This is a genomic window from Streptomyces sp. NPDC051172 (assembly GCF_040682555.1).
Lineage (GTDB): Bacteria > Actinomycetota > Actinomycetes > Streptomycetales > Streptomycetaceae > Streptomyces.
Genome location: NZ_JBFBBE010000004.1, coordinates 129000 through 148450 on the forward strand (window position 1 = coordinate 129000; position 19451 = coordinate 148450).

General features: G+C 69.7%; 21 protein-coding genes. 6 read left to right on the forward strand and 15 right to left on the reverse strand.

Annotation, left to right across the window (positions count from 1 at the left end):
- Positions 1-65: 65 nt before the first annotated feature.
- The 5 genes from AB0N07_RS03770 to AB0N07_RS03790 form a co-directional block, all read right to left on the reverse strand.
- Positions 66-230, reverse strand: a complete 165-nt coding sequence (locus AB0N07_RS03770) for a plantaricin C family lantibiotic (RefSeq protein ID WP_365831729.1) — start codon at positions 228-230, stop codon at positions 66-68.
- 170 nt (positions 231-400) lie between these two features.
- Entirely contained in the window at positions 401-1165 is a 765-nt protein-coding gene (locus AB0N07_RS03775; RefSeq protein ID WP_365831731.1) for an ABC transporter permease, read from the reverse strand.
- Entirely contained in the window at positions 1162-2079 is a 918-nt protein-coding gene (locus AB0N07_RS03780) for an ATP-binding cassette domain-containing protein (RefSeq protein WP_365831733.1), read from the reverse strand. Before AB0N07_RS03780 ends, AB0N07_RS03775 begins: the two co-directional genes overlap by 4 nt.
- A 199-nt stretch (positions 2080-2278) precedes the next feature.
- Positions 2279-2587, reverse strand: coding sequence for a transcriptional regulator (locus tag AB0N07_RS03785; protein WP_365831735.1), 309 nt, complete (start codon positions 2585-2587; stop codon positions 2279-2281).
- Positions 2587-3093, reverse strand: coding sequence for a hypothetical protein (locus AB0N07_RS03790; RefSeq protein ID WP_365831737.1), 507 nt, complete (start codon positions 3091-3093; stop codon positions 2587-2589). Before AB0N07_RS03790 ends, AB0N07_RS03785 begins: the two co-directional genes overlap by 1 nt.
- Positions 3094-3242: 149 nt before the next feature.
- Here AB0N07_RS03790 and AB0N07_RS03795 point away from each other — a divergent pair, with 149 nt between their 5' ends.
- From AB0N07_RS03795 to AB0N07_RS03810, 4 genes are all read left to right on the forward strand, one after another.
- Positions 3243-4205 carry an ATP-binding cassette domain-containing protein gene (locus AB0N07_RS03795; protein ID WP_365831739.1) on the forward strand — a complete coding sequence of 321 codons (963 nt, stop codon included), beginning with the start codon at positions 3243-3245 and terminating at the stop codon, positions 4203-4205.
- Complete coding sequence (locus tag AB0N07_RS03800; RefSeq protein WP_365831741.1) at positions 4202-5377, forward strand: ABC transporter permease; 1176 nt, start codon at positions 4202-4204, stop codon at positions 5375-5377. Before AB0N07_RS03795 ends, AB0N07_RS03800 begins: the two co-directional genes overlap by 4 nt.
- 569 nt (positions 5378-5946) lie before the next feature.
- Positions 5947-7299, forward strand: coding sequence for a cation:proton antiporter (locus AB0N07_RS03805; RefSeq protein WP_365831743.1), 1353 nt, complete (start codon positions 5947-5949; stop codon positions 7297-7299).
- A gap of 496 nt (positions 7300-7795) precedes the next feature.
- On the forward strand, positions 7796-8278 hold the full coding sequence (locus tag AB0N07_RS03810; protein ID WP_365831745.1) for a DUF5994 family protein: 483 nt from the start codon (positions 7796-7798) through the stop codon (positions 8276-8278).
- Between the two features lie 56 nt (positions 8279-8334).
- On the opposite strand, the gene AB0N07_RS03815 is transcribed toward AB0N07_RS03810, so the two are convergent.
- The 3 genes from AB0N07_RS03815 to AB0N07_RS03825 form a co-directional block, all read right to left on the reverse strand.
- Positions 8335-9528: a GAF domain-containing SpoIIE family protein phosphatase gene (locus AB0N07_RS03815; protein ID WP_365831747.1), complete on the reverse strand. Its 1194-nt coding sequence runs from the start codon at positions 9526-9528 to the stop codon at positions 8335-8337.
- 143 nt (positions 9529-9671) lie between these two features.
- Positions 9672-10184 (reverse strand): DUF5994 family protein, encoded by a 513-nt coding sequence (locus AB0N07_RS03820; RefSeq protein ID WP_365831749.1) that lies wholly within the window; start codon positions 10182-10184, stop codon positions 9672-9674.
- A gap of 218 nt (positions 10185-10402) precedes the next feature.
- Positions 10403-11377 (reverse strand): STAS domain-containing protein, encoded by a 975-nt coding sequence (locus AB0N07_RS03825; RefSeq protein WP_365831751.1) that lies wholly within the window; start codon positions 11375-11377, stop codon positions 10403-10405.
- Between the two features lie 770 nt (positions 11378-12147).
- Here AB0N07_RS03825 and AB0N07_RS03830 point away from each other — a divergent pair.
- Positions 12148-12561 (forward strand): DUF5994 family protein, encoded by a 414-nt coding sequence (locus AB0N07_RS03830; protein ID WP_365831753.1) that lies wholly within the window; start codon positions 12148-12150, stop codon positions 12559-12561.
- Positions 12562-13370: 809 nt separating this feature from the next.
- Positions 13371-13844, forward strand: coding sequence for a DUF5994 family protein (locus AB0N07_RS03835; protein WP_365831755.1), 474 nt, complete (start codon positions 13371-13373; stop codon positions 13842-13844).
- A gap of 316 nt (positions 13845-14160) precedes the next feature.
- Here the strand turns inward: AB0N07_RS03835 and AB0N07_RS03840 are convergent, their stop codons facing one another.
- The 7 genes from AB0N07_RS03840 to AB0N07_RS03870 form a co-directional block, all read right to left on the reverse strand.
- Positions 14161-14484 carry a hypothetical protein gene (locus tag AB0N07_RS03840; protein ID WP_365831757.1) on the reverse strand — a complete coding sequence of 108 codons (324 nt, stop codon included), beginning with the start codon at positions 14482-14484 and terminating at the stop codon, positions 14161-14163.
- Complete coding sequence (locus AB0N07_RS03845; RefSeq protein ID WP_365831840.1) at positions 14478-14885, reverse strand: ATP-binding protein; 408 nt, start codon at positions 14883-14885, stop codon at positions 14478-14480. Before AB0N07_RS03845 ends, AB0N07_RS03840 begins: the two co-directional genes overlap by 7 nt.
- A 175-nt stretch (positions 14886-15060) precedes the next feature.
- Positions 15061-15909: a DUF5753 domain-containing protein gene (locus tag AB0N07_RS03850; RefSeq protein WP_365831759.1), complete on the reverse strand. Its 849-nt coding sequence runs from the start codon at positions 15907-15909 to the stop codon at positions 15061-15063.
- A gap of 15 nt (positions 15910-15924) precedes the next feature.
- The gene (locus tag AB0N07_RS03855) at positions 15925-16458 is read right to left on the reverse strand and encodes a DUF6879 family protein (protein ID WP_365831761.1); all 534 of its coding nucleotides are present in this window, start codon (positions 16456-16458) and stop codon (positions 15925-15927) included.
- A complete protein-coding gene (locus AB0N07_RS03860; RefSeq protein WP_365831763.1) occupies positions 16427-16693 on the reverse strand; it encodes a hypothetical protein in 267 nt (88 codons plus the stop codon). The genes AB0N07_RS03855 and AB0N07_RS03860 overlap by 32 nt, the downstream gene beginning before the upstream one ends.
- A gap of 162 nt (positions 16694-16855) precedes the next feature.
- Complete coding sequence (locus AB0N07_RS03865) at positions 16856-18571, reverse strand: relaxase/mobilization nuclease domain-containing protein (RefSeq protein WP_365831765.1); 1716 nt, start codon at positions 18569-18571, stop codon at positions 16856-16858.
- Positions 18568-19311, reverse strand: a complete 744-nt coding sequence (locus AB0N07_RS03870) for a MobC family plasmid mobilization relaxosome protein (RefSeq protein ID WP_365831767.1) — start codon at positions 19309-19311, stop codon at positions 18568-18570. Before AB0N07_RS03870 ends, AB0N07_RS03865 begins: the two co-directional genes overlap by 4 nt.
- Between the last annotated feature and the right edge of the window lie 140 nt (positions 19312-19451).

Sequence of the window (19451 nt, forward strand, 5' to 3'; positions counted from 1 at the left end):
GTCGTACGCCCCGAAGACGTCCTTCTCGCTCTGCATGGCGCTTCCCCTTTCGCCTCTGGCCGAGGTCAGTTGCAGCTGGGCTGGCATTCCTTGGTGAGGGTGCACCAGCCACCCTGGTTGCCCAGCGCATCCGACAGCGAGAAGGTGTTCGTGGTGCACGCGCCGTACGCGACACCGTCGAAGTCCTGCTCTTCGATCTCCTCGAGGAGGGACAGGTCGCCCTGGTACATGGGGTTCTCCCTTGTGTGATGGATTCGGACGCCGAATTGCCGTTCGTTACCGGCGCCTGGATTCATCATGGGAGGCCGACATTCGACCCCCGCATCGCCGACGAGGGAGAGCGCGCACCGGCTGCGCACAACGTCCGCATGCGCGGGGCGCACGGGCCGCGCCGGTGCCGTCAGGCGTCGCGGCGCCGCAGGGCCAGGTAGCCGGCGGCCGCCGAGCATGCGGTCCATACCGCGAGGACCGCGAGCCCGGACCACGCGTTCAGCACGTACCCCTCGGGTGCGTGCCGGTAGAGCACCAGCCCGCCGGCCTGGTCGGGCAGGAACTGCGCGACCTTTCCGACGCCGGGGATGTTCGTGAGGATCGTCGAGACCGTGAAGAAGAGCGGCACGAGGATGCCCATGGTGATCGCGGAGGAGCGCAGAAGGACGGCGACGCCCATGGAGAACAGGCAGAGCATGGTCGTGTAGAGCACTGCCCCGATCAGGGCGGGCAGCACGCCGCCGTCCGTGATGGACACGCTCTCGTCCCCCATGGTCGCCTGCGCGAGGAGGAAACTGGTGACCGCGGCAGCGCTGGACACCGCCAGGGCCGTCAGGCCGCCGGTGAGCATCTTGGCCGCGTAGAAGACCCCGCGCCGGGGCACCGCGGCCAGTGAACTGCGGATCGTCCCGGAGGAGTACTCGCTGGTGACGACCAGCACGCCGAAGACCACAAGCCCGACCAGCCCCAGCCGCAGCCCGCTGAACCCGGCAGAGATCGGGTCGAAGGACGAGGGGGCGGGCTTGTGCGCGTACTGGTGCTGTACGACAACTCCGGTGAGCACGGCGAAGGCAAGACTGAGGACGATGCAGAGGACAAGGCTCCACGACATGGAGCGCAGGGTGCGCACCTTGGACCACTCGAAGCCGACGGCCGCGTTCAGGTCGTTGCTCATCGCACTGCCTCCTGCTCTGCTCGGTACTCGACGGCATCCGCGGTGAACTGCATGAACGCCTCCTCCAGGGAGGCGGTCCTCGGGCTGACCTCGTAGACGGCTATCTGGTTCTCGGCGGCCAGGGTGCCCACCGTCCTCGGGTCGGTGCCCACCGCCTCGAGTGATCCGTCGGGCCCCGCGTCCACGTGGACGCCGTGGATGGCCAGGAGATCACGCATGCGCTCGGGCTCAGGCGTGCGGATGAGGACGTAGGACCGGGAGTTACCCGTGATGAAGTCCTCCACGGGGGTGTCGGCGAGGAGCCGGCCGCGTCCGATCACGACCAGGTGCCCGGCGGTCAGCGCCATCTCGCTCATCAGATGGCTGGAGACCAGGACCGCACGGCCCTCGTCCGCCATGCGCTTCATCAGGTCGCGGATCCACTTCACGCCCTCCGGATCGAGGCCGTTGACCGGCTCGTCGAGCAGCAGTGCCTGTGGGTCACCGAGAAGAGCGGCCGCGATGCCGAGACGCTGGGCCATGCCCAGCGACAGCCCCTTCGCCCGCTTGTCCGCGACACTCGCGAGCCCGACCATCTCCAGGAGTTCGTCGACACGCCGCAGCGGCAGTCGGTTGCTACGGGCCAGACCGGCCAGGTGTCCCCGCACGCTCCGGCCACCGTGCACCGCGCGGGCGTCGAGCAGCGCCCCCACGGTGGTCAGGGGGCGGGGCAGGTCCTCGTAACGCTTGCCGTCGATGAGGACTTCGCCCGAGGTGGGACGGTCGAGACCGATCATCGCACGGATCGTCGTCGACTTTCCCGCGCCATTGGGCCCCAGGAATCCGGTCACCCGTCCCGGCTCGACGCGAAAGCTGAGCTCATCGACGGCTCGGGTCTTTCTGTAACATTTCGTCAGCTCTCGCACTTCGATCATCACACTGAGTCTCCAATGATTGACTTTCCGTACATGAGGGTGAGCGCGGACAGGGGAGGCCGGTACCCAGCTGCCGGTACCCAGCTGCCCGTTCAGTCGCCTCGCGCCCGTCCTGGTGCCGCGGCAGACCGCGCAGGGCAGGCCTCCCGGGGATCGCAGTCGCCTGTGGGCTCCGGAATCACCAAGACGTCACGAGTGGTCAGTCGGCCGGTCGCGCGGCACGCGCCGTCGCCGCGATCCGCTCCAGCGCCGCCGCATGCCGTACGAACGCCTCCCGCCCCTTCGGCGTGAGCCGGACGAGCGTGCGCCGGACACCCACAGCCGCCTGCTTTCGCACTTCGAGATACCCCTCGGCCGCGAGTGCCGACAACTGCTTGGACAGGGCGGAGTCACTCGTGGCGACCGAATCCCGGATGAACCCGAACTCGGTCCATCCCGCGGGCGCCAGCAGGGCGACGATGGTCAGGCGCGGAGCCGGGTGCAGGAAGGCGTCGAAGTCGGCATCCATCAGTACCGCCGCTCCGACCGGCGCCGCAGCCGGGCCTCGGCAGCCCTGCGAGCACCAGGTGCCGCCAGCAGACAAGCCCCGACCACTAGCGCAGCGGCGACGAGATGAGGTGTCGGCACCCCGCCCGAGGAGAGCGCCGCCGCCAGCCCCCGGAACACCCCGTACGCGGCGATCCCGCAGGCCAGCCCCACCAGCACGGCTCCGGTGCCCGGCCTGTTGCGGACCGGCGCGCCGTACGTGTGGCGGACCGCCATCAGCGCCACCAGCAGCAGCCCCGGGACCAACACCGCACCACCCCAGGGATTGGGCAGGTCGAAGGACGCGAAGGAGACGAACAGCAGCAGTGCCGCGATCAGGAGGGAGGGACGAGACAGGCCGAACCGCAGTTCGGCCACGCCGGACTGCTCCTGCCGCCTCCGGATGTCCTCGAGCGCGGCTTGCGCGTCGGCCGGCGTCACGGCCTGCCGATCGAGGGGGTTCCTGTCGTGCTTGTCGTCGGACGCCATGAGCCCTCGCACCCTCCTGAGGAGAACTTCCACTTTCCTGCCGGGAAAGTATCAGGTATTTTCCCAACAGGAAAGTACGCTCCGTGGACAGCTCAACGGGACAGGGAGAAGGAAGGGGAGGGCCCGTGAAACCTTTGGTACTCGAGGGAGTGTCGAAGCGCTTTGGCTCCCAACAGGCGCTGGACTCACTCACGTTGACCGTAAGACCGGGGGAGATATCCGGCTTCGTCGGCGGCAACGGGGCAGGCAAGACCACTGCCATGCGCATCGGCGTCGGGGTGCTGGCACCGGACCGCGGACAGGTGCTCTGGGGTGAGGCACCGGTCGGGAGACTGGAGTCGGCACGGTTCGGCTACATGCCGGAGGAGCGCGGGCTGTACCCCAAGATGACCGTGGCCCGGCAGTTGGTGTACCTCGGCGAGCTCCACGGGCTGTCCCATGCCGATGCCCGTGAGGCGATGGTCCGCTGGACGGAGAGGCTGCGGATCACCCAGCACCGCGACAAGCGGGTGGACACCCTCAGTTTGGGCAACCAGCAGCGCGTCCAACTGGCCGCCGCCCTGGTCCACGATCCCGAAGTGCTCATCCTGGACGAGCCGTTCTCAGGTCTCGACCCCCTCGCTGTCGACGACATGAGCGAGGTCCTTCGCGACAAGGCGGCACAGGGGGTGCCCGTGCTCTTCTCCAGCCACCAACTGGATCTGGTCGAGCAGCTCTGCGACCGGGTCTCGATCGTGCGCGCCGGACACCTTGTGGCCTGTGGCTCTCTTGAGGAGCTACGGCCCACGGAGGCGAGCGGCCATGTGTACGTCGAGGTCGAGGGCGCCGGCGAGGACTGGCCCGCAGGCTGCACCACGACTGCTGGATTCCAGGCGTACCAGCAGGGCGTCCTGGTCGACCTCGCCGTGGGCCACACCGAGAACGACCTGCTGGTGGAGGCGATGCGGCACGGCACCGTAAGGCAGATGCGGCGACAGATACCCAGCCTCGCCGACCTGTTCCGGGACTTGGTCGAACCGGTCGGGGACCCGCCGCCCACGGGCTCCGCGGCCACCGGCGTTCCATCCTCGGGGAACGCCCGTACCTCCGACTTGGACGGGGTGTCCGCATGAAGCGCCCCGACTCCGAGCAGCGCTCGCTCCGCGTCACTCGCGTCCGCCTGGTCTACGTCCGGGAACTGAAGGCGCGGATGCTCACCAGAGGCTATCTCGTCAGCCTGGTCCTGCTCTCCCTCGTCACCTTCGGTCTGGTGATCGGCTTCAATGTGCTGGGGCGCACCACCTCCGCCACCGTGGCCGTCTGCGGCACACCGGCCGCGTCGCTCGGCACCGCGCCTCCCGGGGTGCGGGTGACGTCGTGCGACGGCATGACACAAGCCCGGAAGCTCGTCGAGGACAAGGGCTCGGACGCGGCTGTGGTCGTCGCCGGAGGCCGCGTGTCCCTCCTGGCCCGCGCCGACACCAGCGATCAGGCGCGGGCGGGCGCTGACGCGCTGGCCAGGACCTGGGCCGGCCACCGGGCCCTGCTCCGGCAGAACGTGGATCTGGGGCGGCTGGCACGGGACACCGCGGCCGCCGCACCCACCACTGTGACCGTCGGGAAATCTGTGGGCACAGTCCAACTGGGCGCCGCGGCAAGCCTGATCATCGTGCTGTTCATGCAGGTCGTCAATCAGGGATCGGTGATCGCACAGGGCGTGGTCGAGGAGAAGTCCACCCGGGTGGTGGAGGTGCTGCTCGCTACGCTCGCTCCGCTGGAACTGCTCGTGGGCAAGGTCTCCGGCATCGTCACGGCCGGCATGTTGCAGGTGGCCGCGATGCTGGGCGCGGTCTGGGGGGCGCAGTCGCTGATGTCAGAGCAGACCACCGCGATACCGGGGCCGCGGGCCCTGGTGATGACGGTGCTCTGGTTCCTCCTGACCTTCGCCATGTTCGCCTCGCTCTACGCGGCGGCCGGATCGCTGGTGTCAAGGCCCGAGGATCTGCAGGGCGTGCTGACGCCGGTAATGCTGCTCGCCCTGGCGCCGGTCGGTGCGGCGACGGCTGCCGCCGCCCATCTCTCAGCGCCCTGGGTCTCGGTCGTGCAGTACATACCGCCCTTCTCCGGCCTGCTGATACCACTCAAAGCCTCGGTGGGCACGGCGACAATGTACGAGCAGCTTGCCGCCGCCGGCATCCTGCTGGTGGCCACGGCCTGCTGCATGACGCTCGCCGGAAGGATCTACCGCAACTCGGTGCTGAGGGTGGGTGCGCCGGTACGGTGGCGACAGGCGCTGGCCGCCTGACGCGTAAACAGATGCAGGTCAGGGCGGGTGTGGGCAGAACTGGGTGCCCGGTGCCCAGTGGCCGAGGATCGCCGGCCTCCGGGCCCGGCTGACTGTTCCCCCCTGTCGAAGGCATGACCTGGGGAGGTGTCACCGGGCCCGGAAGGTGCCGTCGGAGACGCTGATCAGAGGCCCGACCACCGCCCCGCTGCCGAGGCCGGCACGTTCGACTTCCCCGTAAGGGCGCGTTGTCCGACACCAAAGACGTAGGCGTGTTCCTCGGTCCGGGCGTCGGCCACAGCGCCCGCCCCGCCCGGGTAGAGGTACGCGCTCCGGCGCGTCGCGAGTCCGGGTCCTACTGGAGGCACACCCTCTTTCTGTCGGCGGGAGGCCCGGGTCCGGTGGCGGATCGCCGGGACGGGCCCTTGCCTGGCTCCGCGAGCGGCCCGACATCGCCGCCCCGCGAGGCGCAGCCGGGCGCCACGGGGCCTGCACGCCGCTGCCGTTGACACGGCTCCGGGCGCAGCTTCCCCTTCCGCCACTCCCGTCGGGCGGACACACTGTCCCCTTACCGAAGGCCGGTAGATGCCATGCGCACCAGCCCAGACCTTGTTCACCTCTTCATCGGGCTCGCGTCCGCCGTGCTGCTGTCCCGGATCGCCGGACGGATCGCCATCCGGCTGCGTCAGCCGCCCGTGGTCGCCGAGATCGCTGCCGGCGTGCTGATGGGCCCCACCGTCCTGCACGGTGTCGTCGGCGAATTCCTTTTCCCCATGGACATACGCCCACTGCTCTCCGCGGTCGCCAACATCGGGCTCGCCCTCTTCATGTTCGGCGTCGGACTGCATCTGCGACCGACAGACCTGGCAGGGCAGTTGAGGACTGCGGGCATCGTCACCGCCGGTGCCACGGTCCCCGTCTTCCTGTTCGGTACGGGACTGGCACTGCTCCTGACGTCAGGAAGTCCGGGCGGCGCTTCCGCCGCCTCCACCCTGTTCCTCGGCCTCGCGCTCTCCATCACCGCCCTGCCCGTCCTGGCCCGCATACTCGTCGACCGGGGCCTGACCGGCACCCGCGAGGGCACGGTCGCCATGGCGACCGCCGCGATGGTGGACGTACTGGCCTGGGTCGCGCTCGCCGCCCTGGCAGGACTCGTATCCAACGGACGCGCGATCGTTCTGCTTTTCGTGCCCTATCTGCTGCTCATGCTGGTTGTGGTACGGCCGCTGCTCGCCCGTACGTCTTGGCGGCCCGGACCACCCGCACTGATCGTCGGCGCGCTGCTCTCGGCCGCCGCAACCGAGGCCATGGGCACTCACCTGATCTTCGGTGCGCTGCTCTTCGGGATCGTCGTCCCCCGCGACCACGGGAACTGCGCCGGCGACAACGAGACTTCCGCGGCCCCGGCCGCCACAGCCCCGTCGGCGCTCGACCGTCTGCGCGAGTCCGCCGAACAGACCTCCGCGCTTCTGATGCCGGCCTTCTTCGTGCTCAGCGGCCTCTCGGTGGATCTCAGCGGTCTGGACGTCCACAGGCTGGTCGAGCTGGCGCTGATCATGGTGGTAGCGGTGGTCGGCAAAGCCGGCGGCACCTACGCCGCCGCGCGGATCGGCCGACTGCCGGCACGTTCGGCGGGGATGCTCGCCATCTTGATGAATACCCGCGGCCTGACGGAGCTGGTGGTGCTCTCGGTCGGACTCCAACTGGGCCTGATCAACCAGGGCCTGTACTCGATCATGATCGTCATGACCCTGGTCACCACTGCCATGACCGGCCCGCTCCTCACCCTGCTGGACCGCGGCGCCCCGGCCGGGCTGCCGGTGTCCGACGACCGCGGGGTCACGCACCAAGACCTCCCACTCGCACACGGTCAGGGAGTGCAGGGAGTGTCTGAGCGCCAGGTTGACAGCCCTGGCCCGGATTCGGTGGTAGCGGAGCGTTAGGTCGTCCGACGAGGATGCGGTGGCGTAGGCGGTCCTCGAGGACTCAAAGCCCCACCTGGACAACCGCTGGAAGGAGGTCAGCACCAAGGCGTGGAAGCTGTGGGAGGAGATCGTGCCGCTCGGCTACAAGGGCAGCCACCAGCGGGGTCGCGCTCGGACCAGACATCACGAAAACCAAGAAACCCCAGGTCAGCAGCCCGACCTGAGGTTTGGTATGGAGCCGCCTTCGGGATTCGAACCCGAGACCTACGCATTACGAGGGCTGATGGGGGTGTGCTGGGTGGTTCCAGGCTCTCCTTCGGTGTCCGGAACGGCCTGGTCAGGGCAGGTGCTGGGTGTTGAGTGGTCTTACCCGTGACGGGCGGTGCCGCAGGGTCCGCTCACGCATCGCTCACGCAGGCCCCGGTGGCAGCGGCCACCAGCGGCACGGGGAGTAGCGTGGGAGGGCGAAGCGAATCCCGTGTTCCCACCGGTTCCCGAAGACGGGTGGTCCCCCATGACCGGCTCCGATCCACCCCCTGTTTCCCGGCATCTGCCCAGTGGCGTTCACGAGGCCGTCCGGCCGGGATACGCGCTGCTCCGGCTGGAGACGACGGAGTCGCGTGAAGGCGTCCTGGATGGTGCGTGGTGGCCGCGGTCGCGCGACATCGGTGCCGAGCTGCCCGCGCTGCTGAGCGCCCTCACCGTGCACCTCGGCCCCGTGACCCGCGTCGGGCTGGACACCGCGGCCTGGGAAGGGCTCCCGACGCGGATCGTCGTCGACGACCGGGTGGTGCACATCGATTCCTTCCCGGTGGGTGACGACACCGTCCTGATCACACGGGGCGACCAGGACGTGTTCTCTCTGTTGGTGGTTCCGCCGCACGCGACACCAGAGGCCGCGCACGCCGCGATGGCCCAGGCCGTCCGCGCCGACAACATCACCCGGGGGGAACAGATCCTCATCGACACCGGAAGCGGGCAGGCGCCGTCGGACTGACGGGCCGTCCCCTCAGCCGAGGCCGACGGAGGAAACGGCGGACGACAGCGATGAGGTCAGCCGCGCCACTCGACCATGAGCAGCGTCGCGTCGTCCGTGGTGTGGCCGCCTCGCGCCCGCTTGAGTGTGTGGGACAGGGAGCGCGTGACCGCCCGGATCCCGCGGCCGGTTCTCTCCAGCTGGTTCACACAGTCGATCAGCTGGTCCTCCCCGAACTCCTCGCCACCGGTGTAGTGCTCCTCGACCAGTCCATCAGAGAAGCAGAGGACGCGGTCCCCGCGTTCCAGCTTCAGCTCGCTGATCCGTGGCTCGGAACCACCCAGACCGACAGGGAGGGTTGTCGGGGCGGTGAGGCGTCGTGCGACGCGGTGTTGGCGGACGAGGATCGGCGGTGGGTGCCCTGCGTTGACCCACTGGAGCTGTCCTGTCGTCGTGTCCAGCTGCATCATCTGCGCGGTGACGAAGTGCTCGGGACCGAACTGCTGCGCCACGGCGCGGTCCATGAAGTCGTAGATCTCCGACAGCCCGATGTCGGCGCGGCGGGCGTGGCGGTAGGCGCCGATGGCCACGGTGGCCATCGTGGCCGCGTCCAGGCCGTGCCCCATCGCGTCGATCATGACCACGTGGAGGATGTCCCCGTTGAGGGCGTAGTCGAAGCTGTCACCGGCCACGCCATAGGCGGGTTCCAGGATTCCGGCCACGGCGACCCTCGGCATGATCATCGCCAGCGGTGGCAGCAGGGACCACTGGATCTCGGCGGCGACGCTCATCGCTTCACCGCGTCGGACACGGAAGAACAGGTCGGAGTAGCCGTGCTTGGTCACCAGCAGGTCGGCCACCAGACCGGAGATCCTTTGCAGCAGGCGGCGGTCGTCGTCATCGACGCTGTCCAGCGTCACCGCCATGACCCCCACCTGGTCGCCGCCGTCCAGCAGCGGCAGATGGACCCGTACGCCGTCGTCCTCGGCGAGCTCGACGGGGACCGCGTCGAGGAAGCAGCGGCCCGCCTCGGAGTCGTCGATCACCTGCGGTTCGCCGTCCATGAGGCCCTCGCCGGACAGGGGTACGAGCAGCAGCTGGCCATAGTCCTGCAGCAGTACCTGCGGACGGCGGCCCCGCAACAGCTTCACCACGTCGGCGACCAGCGGCCCGATGAGATGGGGAGGAAGCTCGTGGGCGCGATCGAGAACCGCTCCCAGCAGCGCTTCCCCGAAGCTCTCGGAGCGGTCCGTGCGCCGTCCGGGCCTCATTCGCTCACCCGCCGTGATCCGCGCGTATCGGTTGCGGGGGGGTGGGACGGCCAAGGGACTGCCAGTGTCATCGCTCCACCACCGCGGGTCGTGGACGACCGGACCGGCCGGCCGATCACCTCGGCCCGACAGGCGTCGGGCCCTCACCTGAGTCCGTGTCCTCCTTCCGACTCCCATGTGGCTTCTTCGTCAAGGACGGCCTCGGCGAGTGCCAGCATGTGCGGGGCCGACAGCTGGTTGTCGGGGTCGGCGGCAGCGGTGAGCAGCCGTGTGGCCGCTCCGGCGGGCTCGTCGGGCGGGATCACCAGCAACTCCCAGCGCCCAACCGTGCCGCAGTCCAGAGTGATGGCATGCGCCTCGGCGGCCGACCCGGTCCGGACCACCTCGATCACGTGTCCGGGCGCCATTACCGTCTGCGGGGCATCGGGCCAGGACGTGGTGTCCACGGTGACGCGGGTGACGGTGCCGGCACCCGGGTCCAAGGAGCCGACCAGTGCGGGCAACTCCAGTTCCAGCGCGTCGCCGCGCGGCCACCACGCACCGTCCAGCGGGCCGTGGCTGACGTCCGGCGTGAGGCGCAGCCGGGGCAAGGGCATCTGGTAAGTCCGGGCGTCGTCTGGCGACGTACCGTCGGCGGGCTTTGTGATGGCGTCCATCGTGCGATCCCGTTCCGGGCTGCTCGCGGCTGCCCGCGTCTGGCACCCGACGGGAACGGCGTCGCCGTGGTCGTGCGCCCGAAAAGCTCTCGGTAAGGTCAGCGTACTCCCGGCCGTGGCGGGCGGCGCGAGGTGCCGAACCGGCGGCTGCACCGGCCTGGACCTCGGAGTCGTCTGCCGTCTGCGCAAGGGAGGTCCGCCCGCTGCGGACGTCTCGATCATCGGCCTGGTGGGGGCGGCCCTACGAGGGGCAGGATCAGCACGCAGGGAGCGAACGGGCCGGGCAGCCCGACGATCTCTCCCATGTTCTGCCAACCCCAGGACTCCAAGGCGGCATGTCCGCCCTGGTCGGCCGGATGCAGCAGGGTGACTCCCAGGACGGAATGCCGGTCGGTGAGCAGACGCTGTTGGAGGCGGCGGGCAATGTCGCGGTGCTGAGCATGCGGATGGGCCACGACCTGCGTGAGGACGACAAACCGCGCACAGGCAGTGAGCCGTTGAATGCTCTCCTGCAGCATTCGGTCGAACCCTCGCCGACCGGAGCCGCCTGGGCCCACCGGAAAGCCGTAGGCACAACCGACCAGCACCGTCGTCTCGGCGACCAGCAGCGCGAAGCTGGGGCGCCGGGCACTGACGGCAAGGCGGCGCAGGAAATCTCTCCGGTCGTGGAACGACTCACCGGGGGTGCCCGCGACGGATGCCATGGCCAGGTCCGCGATGTCCTCCCCCATCCCTTCGGTCTGCCAACGGGTCAGCCGGCGCAGGCGGATCCCCTCCTTGACGACCGGCACACGAGCGAGGCCCTCAGGCGCCCGCGCCTCGCCGGCAGACGGGCCCGAGGAGGCCGTTTCGAGGGCGGGCGGCACGGGATCCGTGGGGGCCGCGAGGAGCAGGGGGGTGGATCCGGTGACGGCGAGGAGCCGGGTGATCTGTGCGCACGGGTGGTGCAGCTGAAGCGAGGCGTGCACCCGGCCGGCACGCCGTGACGCCGACAGGAAGACGTCCAGACCCCGGGCATCGCAGGAGCCGACCGTGGTCAGGTCGACATCGACGACGGTGACGCCGTCGCGCAGACACTGCTCCAGTGCGGCCCGCAGCAGCGGCGCCGTCGCCGGTCCGATCTCACCAGCGAGCGTGACGAGTGCCCCCTCCCCTCGGTTCCGCCGGTGGATGTCCAGCCGGGAAAGGACCATCACGCCTCCCCTCGGCAGAGGCGCGGGCTGGTACGGGCACACGGTATGGGCGCAGCCATGACGAACTTGCGCGGACCTGCTTCGACCGCGGCGAACATGATGCCGACCCCTCTCCGCGCCGGCCCTTGGGGCGGCTCGGGGTCCATCTCTCGCCGAGGGCGACCCGGCGCGGCGGCCGGAGTACGCGATGCCCTCGGTACCTCCACCGTACGTCCCACGCAGACGGAAGCGGCTGCCACGAGGGTCAGGACTACCGTGGGGGTGTCGAGGGTACTTCGTACACTGGTGACAGGACTGGTCTCGTCCTCGGCGCGCGGCACCGCAAGGGCCGCGCGACACGATACGAGCCGTTCTCACGGCCCGGGGCAGGTTCCGCCCTATGACCCCCGAACCCCTTCACCACCCGTACCCACTTCTGACTGTGGACGCGCCGGACGACGCTCCCGCCGAAGGCATGGTCGAGGTCCGCATCGTCTCCATGGACCCCGAGGCGGCCCGGCACGTCGCGGACGCACTCCGGGTGCTGTTCGCCGGGGGCGAGCAGCGCAGTTATCCGGCCTTCCCTTCGGGGAGAGGGACGCGTCTGCACCTCACGCTCGACCCCGCGCGGGGGCGTCGGCCCACTCCGCTCCTGGCTGGAGGCCAGCAGGCCGCCCGTCTACCGGACGCATCCGGCCGAGACCGCGCGACGCGTCCTCGCCGGACAAACCGGCGCCCTCCGAGCCACCGATCTCGGCGGGTTTCCCACGGTCCCCAGTCCAGGAGCCCGCATGACAACCGCCTCGCCACTCCGCCCGCCCTCAGCCCGACTGCGGCTGGGGGCGTCCCGCCAGGGCGGCTCGGCCCGGCGAATCGACGGAGCCTGGTGGCCGAGATCGTACGACTTGACCGGCGAGCTCCCCGGACTGCTCGCCGGGCTGCCGCACCACTGGGGACGGATCAGCAGCGTCCTCGTGAACGGAGCGATGTGGTCGTTCCCCCAGGGCGGGATGCTCGTCGAAGACCAGGTTGTACACCTGCGCCGGACAGGCTCGCCGCGAGCCGAGCACACCGTCTGCCTGCTCGCCCCCGGTCACGGCCGCTGGGACCTGTTCGTGGTGCCACCCGCCGCCACCGACGCGGAAGCCGAGCGGCTCATGGCGGCGGCCACGCCAGAAGACCCGCCCGTGGGGCACACTGCCTGACCTCGAACCCGCGGAACATCCGCCGCCCTGTGCTCGAGCAGCCGCTCACGTCGACGGCAGTCAGAGCGTCGGGGACCTCGAATGGCCACGGGGGAGCGGTTGCTTCCGAGGCAGCTCCCTACTCAGCTGCCCGGCGGGGGCCTTCAACAGTGCAGCACGATACGGATCCGAACCTCGCGGACCGGGCTCGGGAGTCTGGTTGTGTCAGTTTCCGTGGGAGTCGTTTCACGGTGACTTCGGGAGTCGCTGTGGCGAGATCTCTGTGATCATTGTCAGCGAGTTTTGATGTCACTTGCGGGGCTGAGGTTTCCCGGAACCGTTGGTGTGCGGGCCTCATGGGTTGGGCTCTGGCGAGATCGCGCTGCTCTTCGCCTCCCGTTCCGCCGGGGGCTGCCCGCCCCGAGAAGGGGACAGCGCAACAGGCCGGTCAGGGTCGGGGTGTGCCCGGTCGGCCCTCTCTGCGAGGTGGACGAAGGCGTATCCATGACGAAGACCCCAGCGGTGCTCCGCAGGAGCTCGGGACGCTCTCAGCAGCACCCGACCCGTTGGACGCCTCTGAGCATGCTCCGGGGCGGCAGGGCCTTCTTTGGGGAGACAGGCGTCTGTGTGTCCCTGGTCAGGCGCTCACAGGCCTTGGCCAGGGGCATTCCAGCGTCCGTGGGCCCATGCGTGCGCGATTTCGGTGAGTTCGCCGGGAGTAGTCTTGTGGACACCGAGGGCATTGCGTGCGTCGGCGGCCATGCTGGTGCCGTTCTCGGTGAGCAACAATGCCGGGCCGGTCAGACCGTACCCGGGGGCAGGTTCACATCATGGAACCGACTGCCGATCATTCCGCGCGTCCTTCCTCACCGCTGCCGGTGCGGCTTTCGCTGGCACCGTACGAAGCCGTCCCGGGCGGACTCGACGGAGCATGGTGGCCCTACTCTCACGATCTCGTCGAAGAGCTGCCCCTTCTCGTGGAAGCGATGGACGGGGTGGGCACCATCACCAGGGTCGTTCTGGGGATCCAGCTGTGGCCCGGTATCCCGCACCAGGTCGCGGTCGGCAAGGGTTATGTGACGGCCGGGTGGTCCGTGTCCGGCCAGGAGCAGAACGTGATCTTGCTCTGCTCCTATCGCGACGGGTTCCGCACCCTGCTCGTCATTCCGCCCACGACGGCGGCCGACACCGCCGACTGGCTGATGAACACGCCCGTTCCGGTCGACGGCAGCCGCACCGCCACCGAACTGCTGGCGATCGCGGCGGCTCGGCCCGAAGCCACATCCGCTGATGATCCACTGTGATCGGGAAGCGGCCGTCAGGCCGTCCTGTCTCCCGGACGGGTGCCCCGGCTGAACAGGCTGGTCCGCCGGGGCACCCGTCCGGGAGACGAGCAACCCGTCCTCGACGGGCTGGATGACGACGGTCTCGGGCATGGTGCACTCCTGTTCTCTGGGCTTCCTCCCGCTCAGCCGGAGCGAGAGGTCTTGAGGGGATCCGCTGTGCCGGTTCCAGGCAGCGCGGATCCAGCGCGACGTCGCTGGCCCGCCTGGGGCGGACATGGGCGCGCGCCGTACCGCCCGCGGCTTCCTTCGGCACACCGGGCGGGGTCTGTAGTTGCTACAAGGAGGTCCGCAGCCGCTCCAGGACACGGGAGAGCAGGGCCGTATCCGGCTCGCCGGCCTCGACGGCGGCTCGCCCGTCGGCGTGCCACTTCCCGAGACGTTGGTGCCAGGCGGCCTCGGCGCGCACGACCTCGGTGCGGATGTCCGCGAGCGCCAGATCGGTTTCCGTGCGCAGCCGTACGAGGTCGGCGGGTGTCAGGCGCAGGGTGCGGACGGCGAACGTGCCCTCGGTGCGGCGGGGTACGGCCAGCTCTACGCATCGCTCTGGATCGGCGACGCCCGCGAGCTCGTCTTCGGGTAGCAGCCGCAGGGTCAGCACGCCGGGACCGCCAACTCCGCCCAGACGGTCTTGCCCCAGCGCATTTCGTCGTAACCCCAGCGGTATGACAGCGCGTCGACCAGGACCAGGCCGCGCCCCGTCTCATCGCCATCGGCGACCAGATCCATTTTCGGCACGGCGTGGGATTTGTCGGTGACGCCGATCCGTACGAGATCGTCCGTGACGCGTCGGACGGACACCCGGACCAGACGGCACGAGGTGTGGCGGACCGCGTTGCCCACCAGCTCGGAGACGATCAGCGCGCCAGCTTCCGCCAGCTCGGCTATGCCCCAGGTGTTCAGCGCGACCGAGACAAGGCTCCGGGCACGGCGGGCCGTCTCGGGCTCGCAGGGGAGGGTTTCGGTGTAGCCGGGCGGTCCGACTGCGGTGGGTCTGGTCATGACGCTCACGGGGTCGTCTCCTCGAGGCTGGGATGTCCCGCTCGCAATGAGGGGTGCGCGAGCGGAACTCTCCTGCGCTACCGCCGAGGGGAAGCCTGGACCTGCCCGGCGACGCCAACGACCGTACGGAGAGCCGGAGTTTCGGCTCAACAAAATTGCGGGGAATTGCGCAACGTCATCCGAGGGCGATGATGGCCGACTCGATCAAGGCGCGGGCGGCGTTGCCGTGGGCGGCCATCTTCGTCAGCTCCCCGAACGCCTTGCGGTAGTCGGCGAGTTCGCGCGGTTGCACCACGTTGACCTCGGCGGTGAGGGTTTCCACGACACTGCGTGCGCCGTCGTGGAGGTAGAACGCCTCCAGCGGCCACATTGTCCTTTGTGCGGTGAAGGGGATGATGCCCAGGGAGACGGAGGGCAGCGGCATCACGGTCAGCAGGTGCCTGAGCTGTCCGGCCATCGTCTCGGCGTCGCCGACGCGGTAGCGCAGGACGCACTCCTCCATGAGCACGACGAACCGGTGTCCGCCCTCGTACAGGAACCGGCTGCGGGCGACGCGGGCCGCGACGGCCTCGGAGACGTCGTTGGGGGTGCCCTGGAAGTCGGTGATGGCCTCCATCAGGGCCGTGGCGTAGGCGGGGGTCTGGAAGAAGCCGGGCACGACGTTGGAGACGTACGCGCGGGTGACGCCGCTGTGCGCGTAGCGGTCGTAGATGTCCTCCTGGGTCTTGCGCATGCCGGTCCGGTGGCTCCTGCGCCACTCCACGTACATCGAGTCGACGGCGCGGGCCGTGGCGATCAGGTCGTCGGCCTGGGCTGCGGCACCACAGGCGGCGCACCAGGCTCGGATGTCCCCGTCGGTGGGCTGTACCTCGGCTTTTTGGATGCGGGTGGTTTTCGCAGGGTGCCAGCCGCACCGGGCGGAGAGTTCTTTTCCGGTGAGGCCGGCGTCCTTGCGCAGGTGCGTCAGGCGCACGGCGAGCGCTTCACGGGCTGCCTGGGCGCTGGAGGAGGGGGAGGCGGGCATGGAGTGAGGTGCGGGTCAGACGGTGTACTTCTCGTGGTCGACGGCACGCTCCCATACAGCCTCGAAGGCATCGGAGCAGAGCTTGACCACGGCGGGGTCCTCACTGAATTCCTTGGGCGGATCCGCCCAGTCGCCGTCTCCGGTGAAGATGTTGAACTGAACCAGGCGGTCGTCGAAGAGCCAGAAGTCGGCCCCCGGCAGGGCAATGTCCACGGCCCGCCGGCGGGGCAACCAGCGCACCAGCTCGCCCGCCTCGACGTTCAGCGGAGTGGCGGCGTGCTCCCAGCGGATGTAGTCCGTGACGGGCTCGGACACGATCCGGGCCCGGCGCATCACCACGCCTCGGCCGACAGCTTCCCGTACGGTGCCCAGCCATCCGGGCCACCACCGTGCCGTCGGGTCGAGATCGACGTGGCCGGTGCGCTTGAACTGCTCGAACTCATCGGCCTCGTCACCGACGCCGTACGCGTCACGCATCTCCAGATGCACCGCGCTGCGGCGCGTACCGGCCAGCAGCTCAGCGAAGCTCGGCACGCCGTTCTGCGACATCGCACGCCTCCCTCAGAATCGGCACCATGCGGGCGGGGATGCGGATCACCGTCTCATGGGCGGGGATTCCCACCGCGTGACCGGCGACCCACTCCGTACCGCTGACCAGTGCCTCCAGCGCTTCCTCGGCCCTGATGCCCTGGAGGACCAGGTCGGCCGTCTCCTCTTCCACCCACACCGTCGGCGATCCTTCGCCCCCGGTGTTGGGGTCGATCCCGATGAACTGTAGGTCCACGATGCCCTCCCGGATCAAGCGGGTTGCGTGTTCTTGCGTGCGACGTTTCCGAAGGGTTCGGGGGTCGTCAAGGGTGCGGTGCGGGTTCGAGGCGACGTTGGCTTGAAGCCGCCGACTCGCCGTCGCGAAGCCGCGGGGTGCGGGACACGCCCCGCCCGACGGCTACCGGCTCGGTCGGTGCTGCCGTTGGGGAGGCAACGTAGTGAGCGCTGGAGGCTGATCGTTTCGGGTCTGCTGGGCCGGGATCGAGCCTGCCATGGTCGACTGCAGGCGGGCGGCCTCGGCAAGTGGGTTGCGTGCCGGGTTGCGGCCGGTGTGCTGGATGCGGGTGATCAGCACGCGGGCGGGTTGGCGGGCGGTGGTCAATTCCCGTTGGGCGGCAGCCTCCTTGAGGAGCTGGTGGGGTTGATGGCCACGAGCTTCGGCGTCGGCGAGAACAGTGGCGAGTGCCGTCCAGGCCGGGTCAGTGAGGATGCGCTCGGCGTGGTCGGGGACGGCTGCTCGTACGTCGTTGGCGAGGACGCGGCGGGCTTGATCCCTGGGCGATCGGGCTGTGAGTTCGGCGAGTGTCGGAGCGAGGGCTCGGTCTGCGGCCGACTGGAGGTGCTGGACGGCTTGACGGGCGGCGTCGGCCTGGTGGGCGTGGTGCTTCGCTTCGTGCCAGCGCCCGGCGACGATGGTCGCCCAGACGAGGGCGGCGACCAGGGCGGCCAAGGCGCTGCCGTCGGGGCCGGTGGAGGTGTGGACGATGTCGCGCGCCGCGCTGCGCAGTACGTGGGCTGCGCGGTCTTCGGCGCGGATCTGGGAGCGCTGGGCTCGGGCGAACGCCTTGGAGGCGGCTTGGAGTTCGGCGCGCATGGTGTCGGGGGCTTTCTGGGCGGTGGCTTCCAGTAGTTCGCCGAGGGCGGTGATGTGGGCCTGGGCGTGGGTGTCGTCGGCGAGGTCTGTGTGGAGGGTGTCGAGGGCCTTGGTGGCCTGCTGCCAAGGGGTGCTGGGGCGGCTGCGGCGGGCGGTGGGGTGTTCTTCGGGCGGGCTGGATTCGAGGCGGGCCTTGATTTTGGGCAGCGTGAGGTCGGGGGCGATCTTGCCTCCGGGGTGGAAGATCTGCTCCCCGGCCTCGTTGACGTCGCCGGGGCGTCCGGCGGCGTAGCCGAGGAGGTCTCCTGACGGGCCGCGCCGGGCCTGGACCTCGACGCCGCTGGCTTCGAGGTAGGCGATGAATTCCTCCGCGTTGGTCGCGTGCGGGATGGCGGCGCGGATGCGGTCCTGGAGCCACTCGCGGCTGGTCTGGTCCCAGCCGAGGCGTTCGGCCTTGTGCATCTCGGCCTGGCTGGGGCTGCGGGTGCCGGTTCGGTCGCCTTTCTTCAGGCGGCGCAGCCCGTAGTCCTTCTCGATCTCGCGGCAGGCGTCGCCGACGCGCAGGCCGCTGTCGTGGAGTTTGGGGCGACGGCCGTCTTCACGGACGGTGGTGGCGAGGATGTGGATGTGGTCATCCGCGTGGCGTACGGCGATCCAACGGCAGGCCAGATCATCACCGGCCGGAGCGATGCCGGCCGCCTCGACGATGCGCTGGGCGATCTCGCCCCACTCGGAGTCGGAGAGGTAGCGGTCCTCGGGGGCGGCACGGACGGGGCAGTGCCACACGTGGTCGGTGACCTTCTTGCCGAACTCGCTGTTGCGCAAGGAGACCGGCTCGTCGAGGTAGCGGCCGAGTTCGGTGAGGGTGGCGTTCTCGTCGCGGCCGGGGTCGGGCATGCCGAGCATGGCGAACCCCGCCACGATGTGCGGGTCGAGGTGCTCGTCGTGGTCGCCGGGGCCGTAAAGGTAGGCGAGCAGGCCGCGGGTGTTGGACCCGGCCGGTTTGATGGCAGCGATCACGCGGCTGCCTCCGTCTCCGGCTCGGCGGGCTGGCGCAGGGCCTCGGCGATCAGCTCCAGCAGGTCGTGGAGTTCCGTCAGGCAGTCACGGAGGTCAGGTGGCGTGCGGTCGCTGTTGAGGGCCCGGGCGATCTGGTTGACGTTCACGCCGATCCGGTTGAGCTCGCGCAGGGCCTGGGCGCGGAAGATGTGCGTTTGGCGCCGGTCCTCGGACAGCGGCAGGTTGGCGGTGAACCGGCCGGTGACGAAGGCAAGGACGACGTCGGCGGCGAACCCGGACTCGCCCTTGTAGCCATGCTGGGCGGTGGCATCCCGGAGCAGGGCAAGCTGATCGGCAGTGAAGCGCAGCGGGCCGACGCGCTCGTCGCGTTTGGTACCGGTGAAGCGGCGGATGGTGGGCTGCACGCCCTTCACGGCAGGCTCACCGCCGACAATCTCAGCGGTGTCGGCGGCGGAGGCGGGGCGCAGGATCTCGCGCTGGACGGCGTGGAGCGTGTCCGGTTCGGGGCTGCCCTCGGCCCCGAACCCCTGGCCCTGCGCCCCCTGGCGCTGGGCCGTCTCCGCCACCCCCGGGGCGGAGACCCCCGAAGACCGGCCTTGAGTCGGACTCGGGGTACTACTGGCTCCGCCCGGGGCAGCCCGTCCGAACGCGCGGAGCCAACGATCCAGCAGCGTAGGGGACTTCGCCAGCGGGAACGGCTCGTCGGAGGTGTTCTCGGCGGGGAGCGGGTCGTGCGTCATGGACGGTTCTCCGGAGAAGGGTGGAGAGGGCATGCGGGTCACGGCGGAGATCAGATGGAGTTCGGACGGCTGCCGCCTCATCCACAGCTGTGGACGATCGCGGGTTACGCGGGGCGGTGACCGGCAGGCCGGGTGACCGG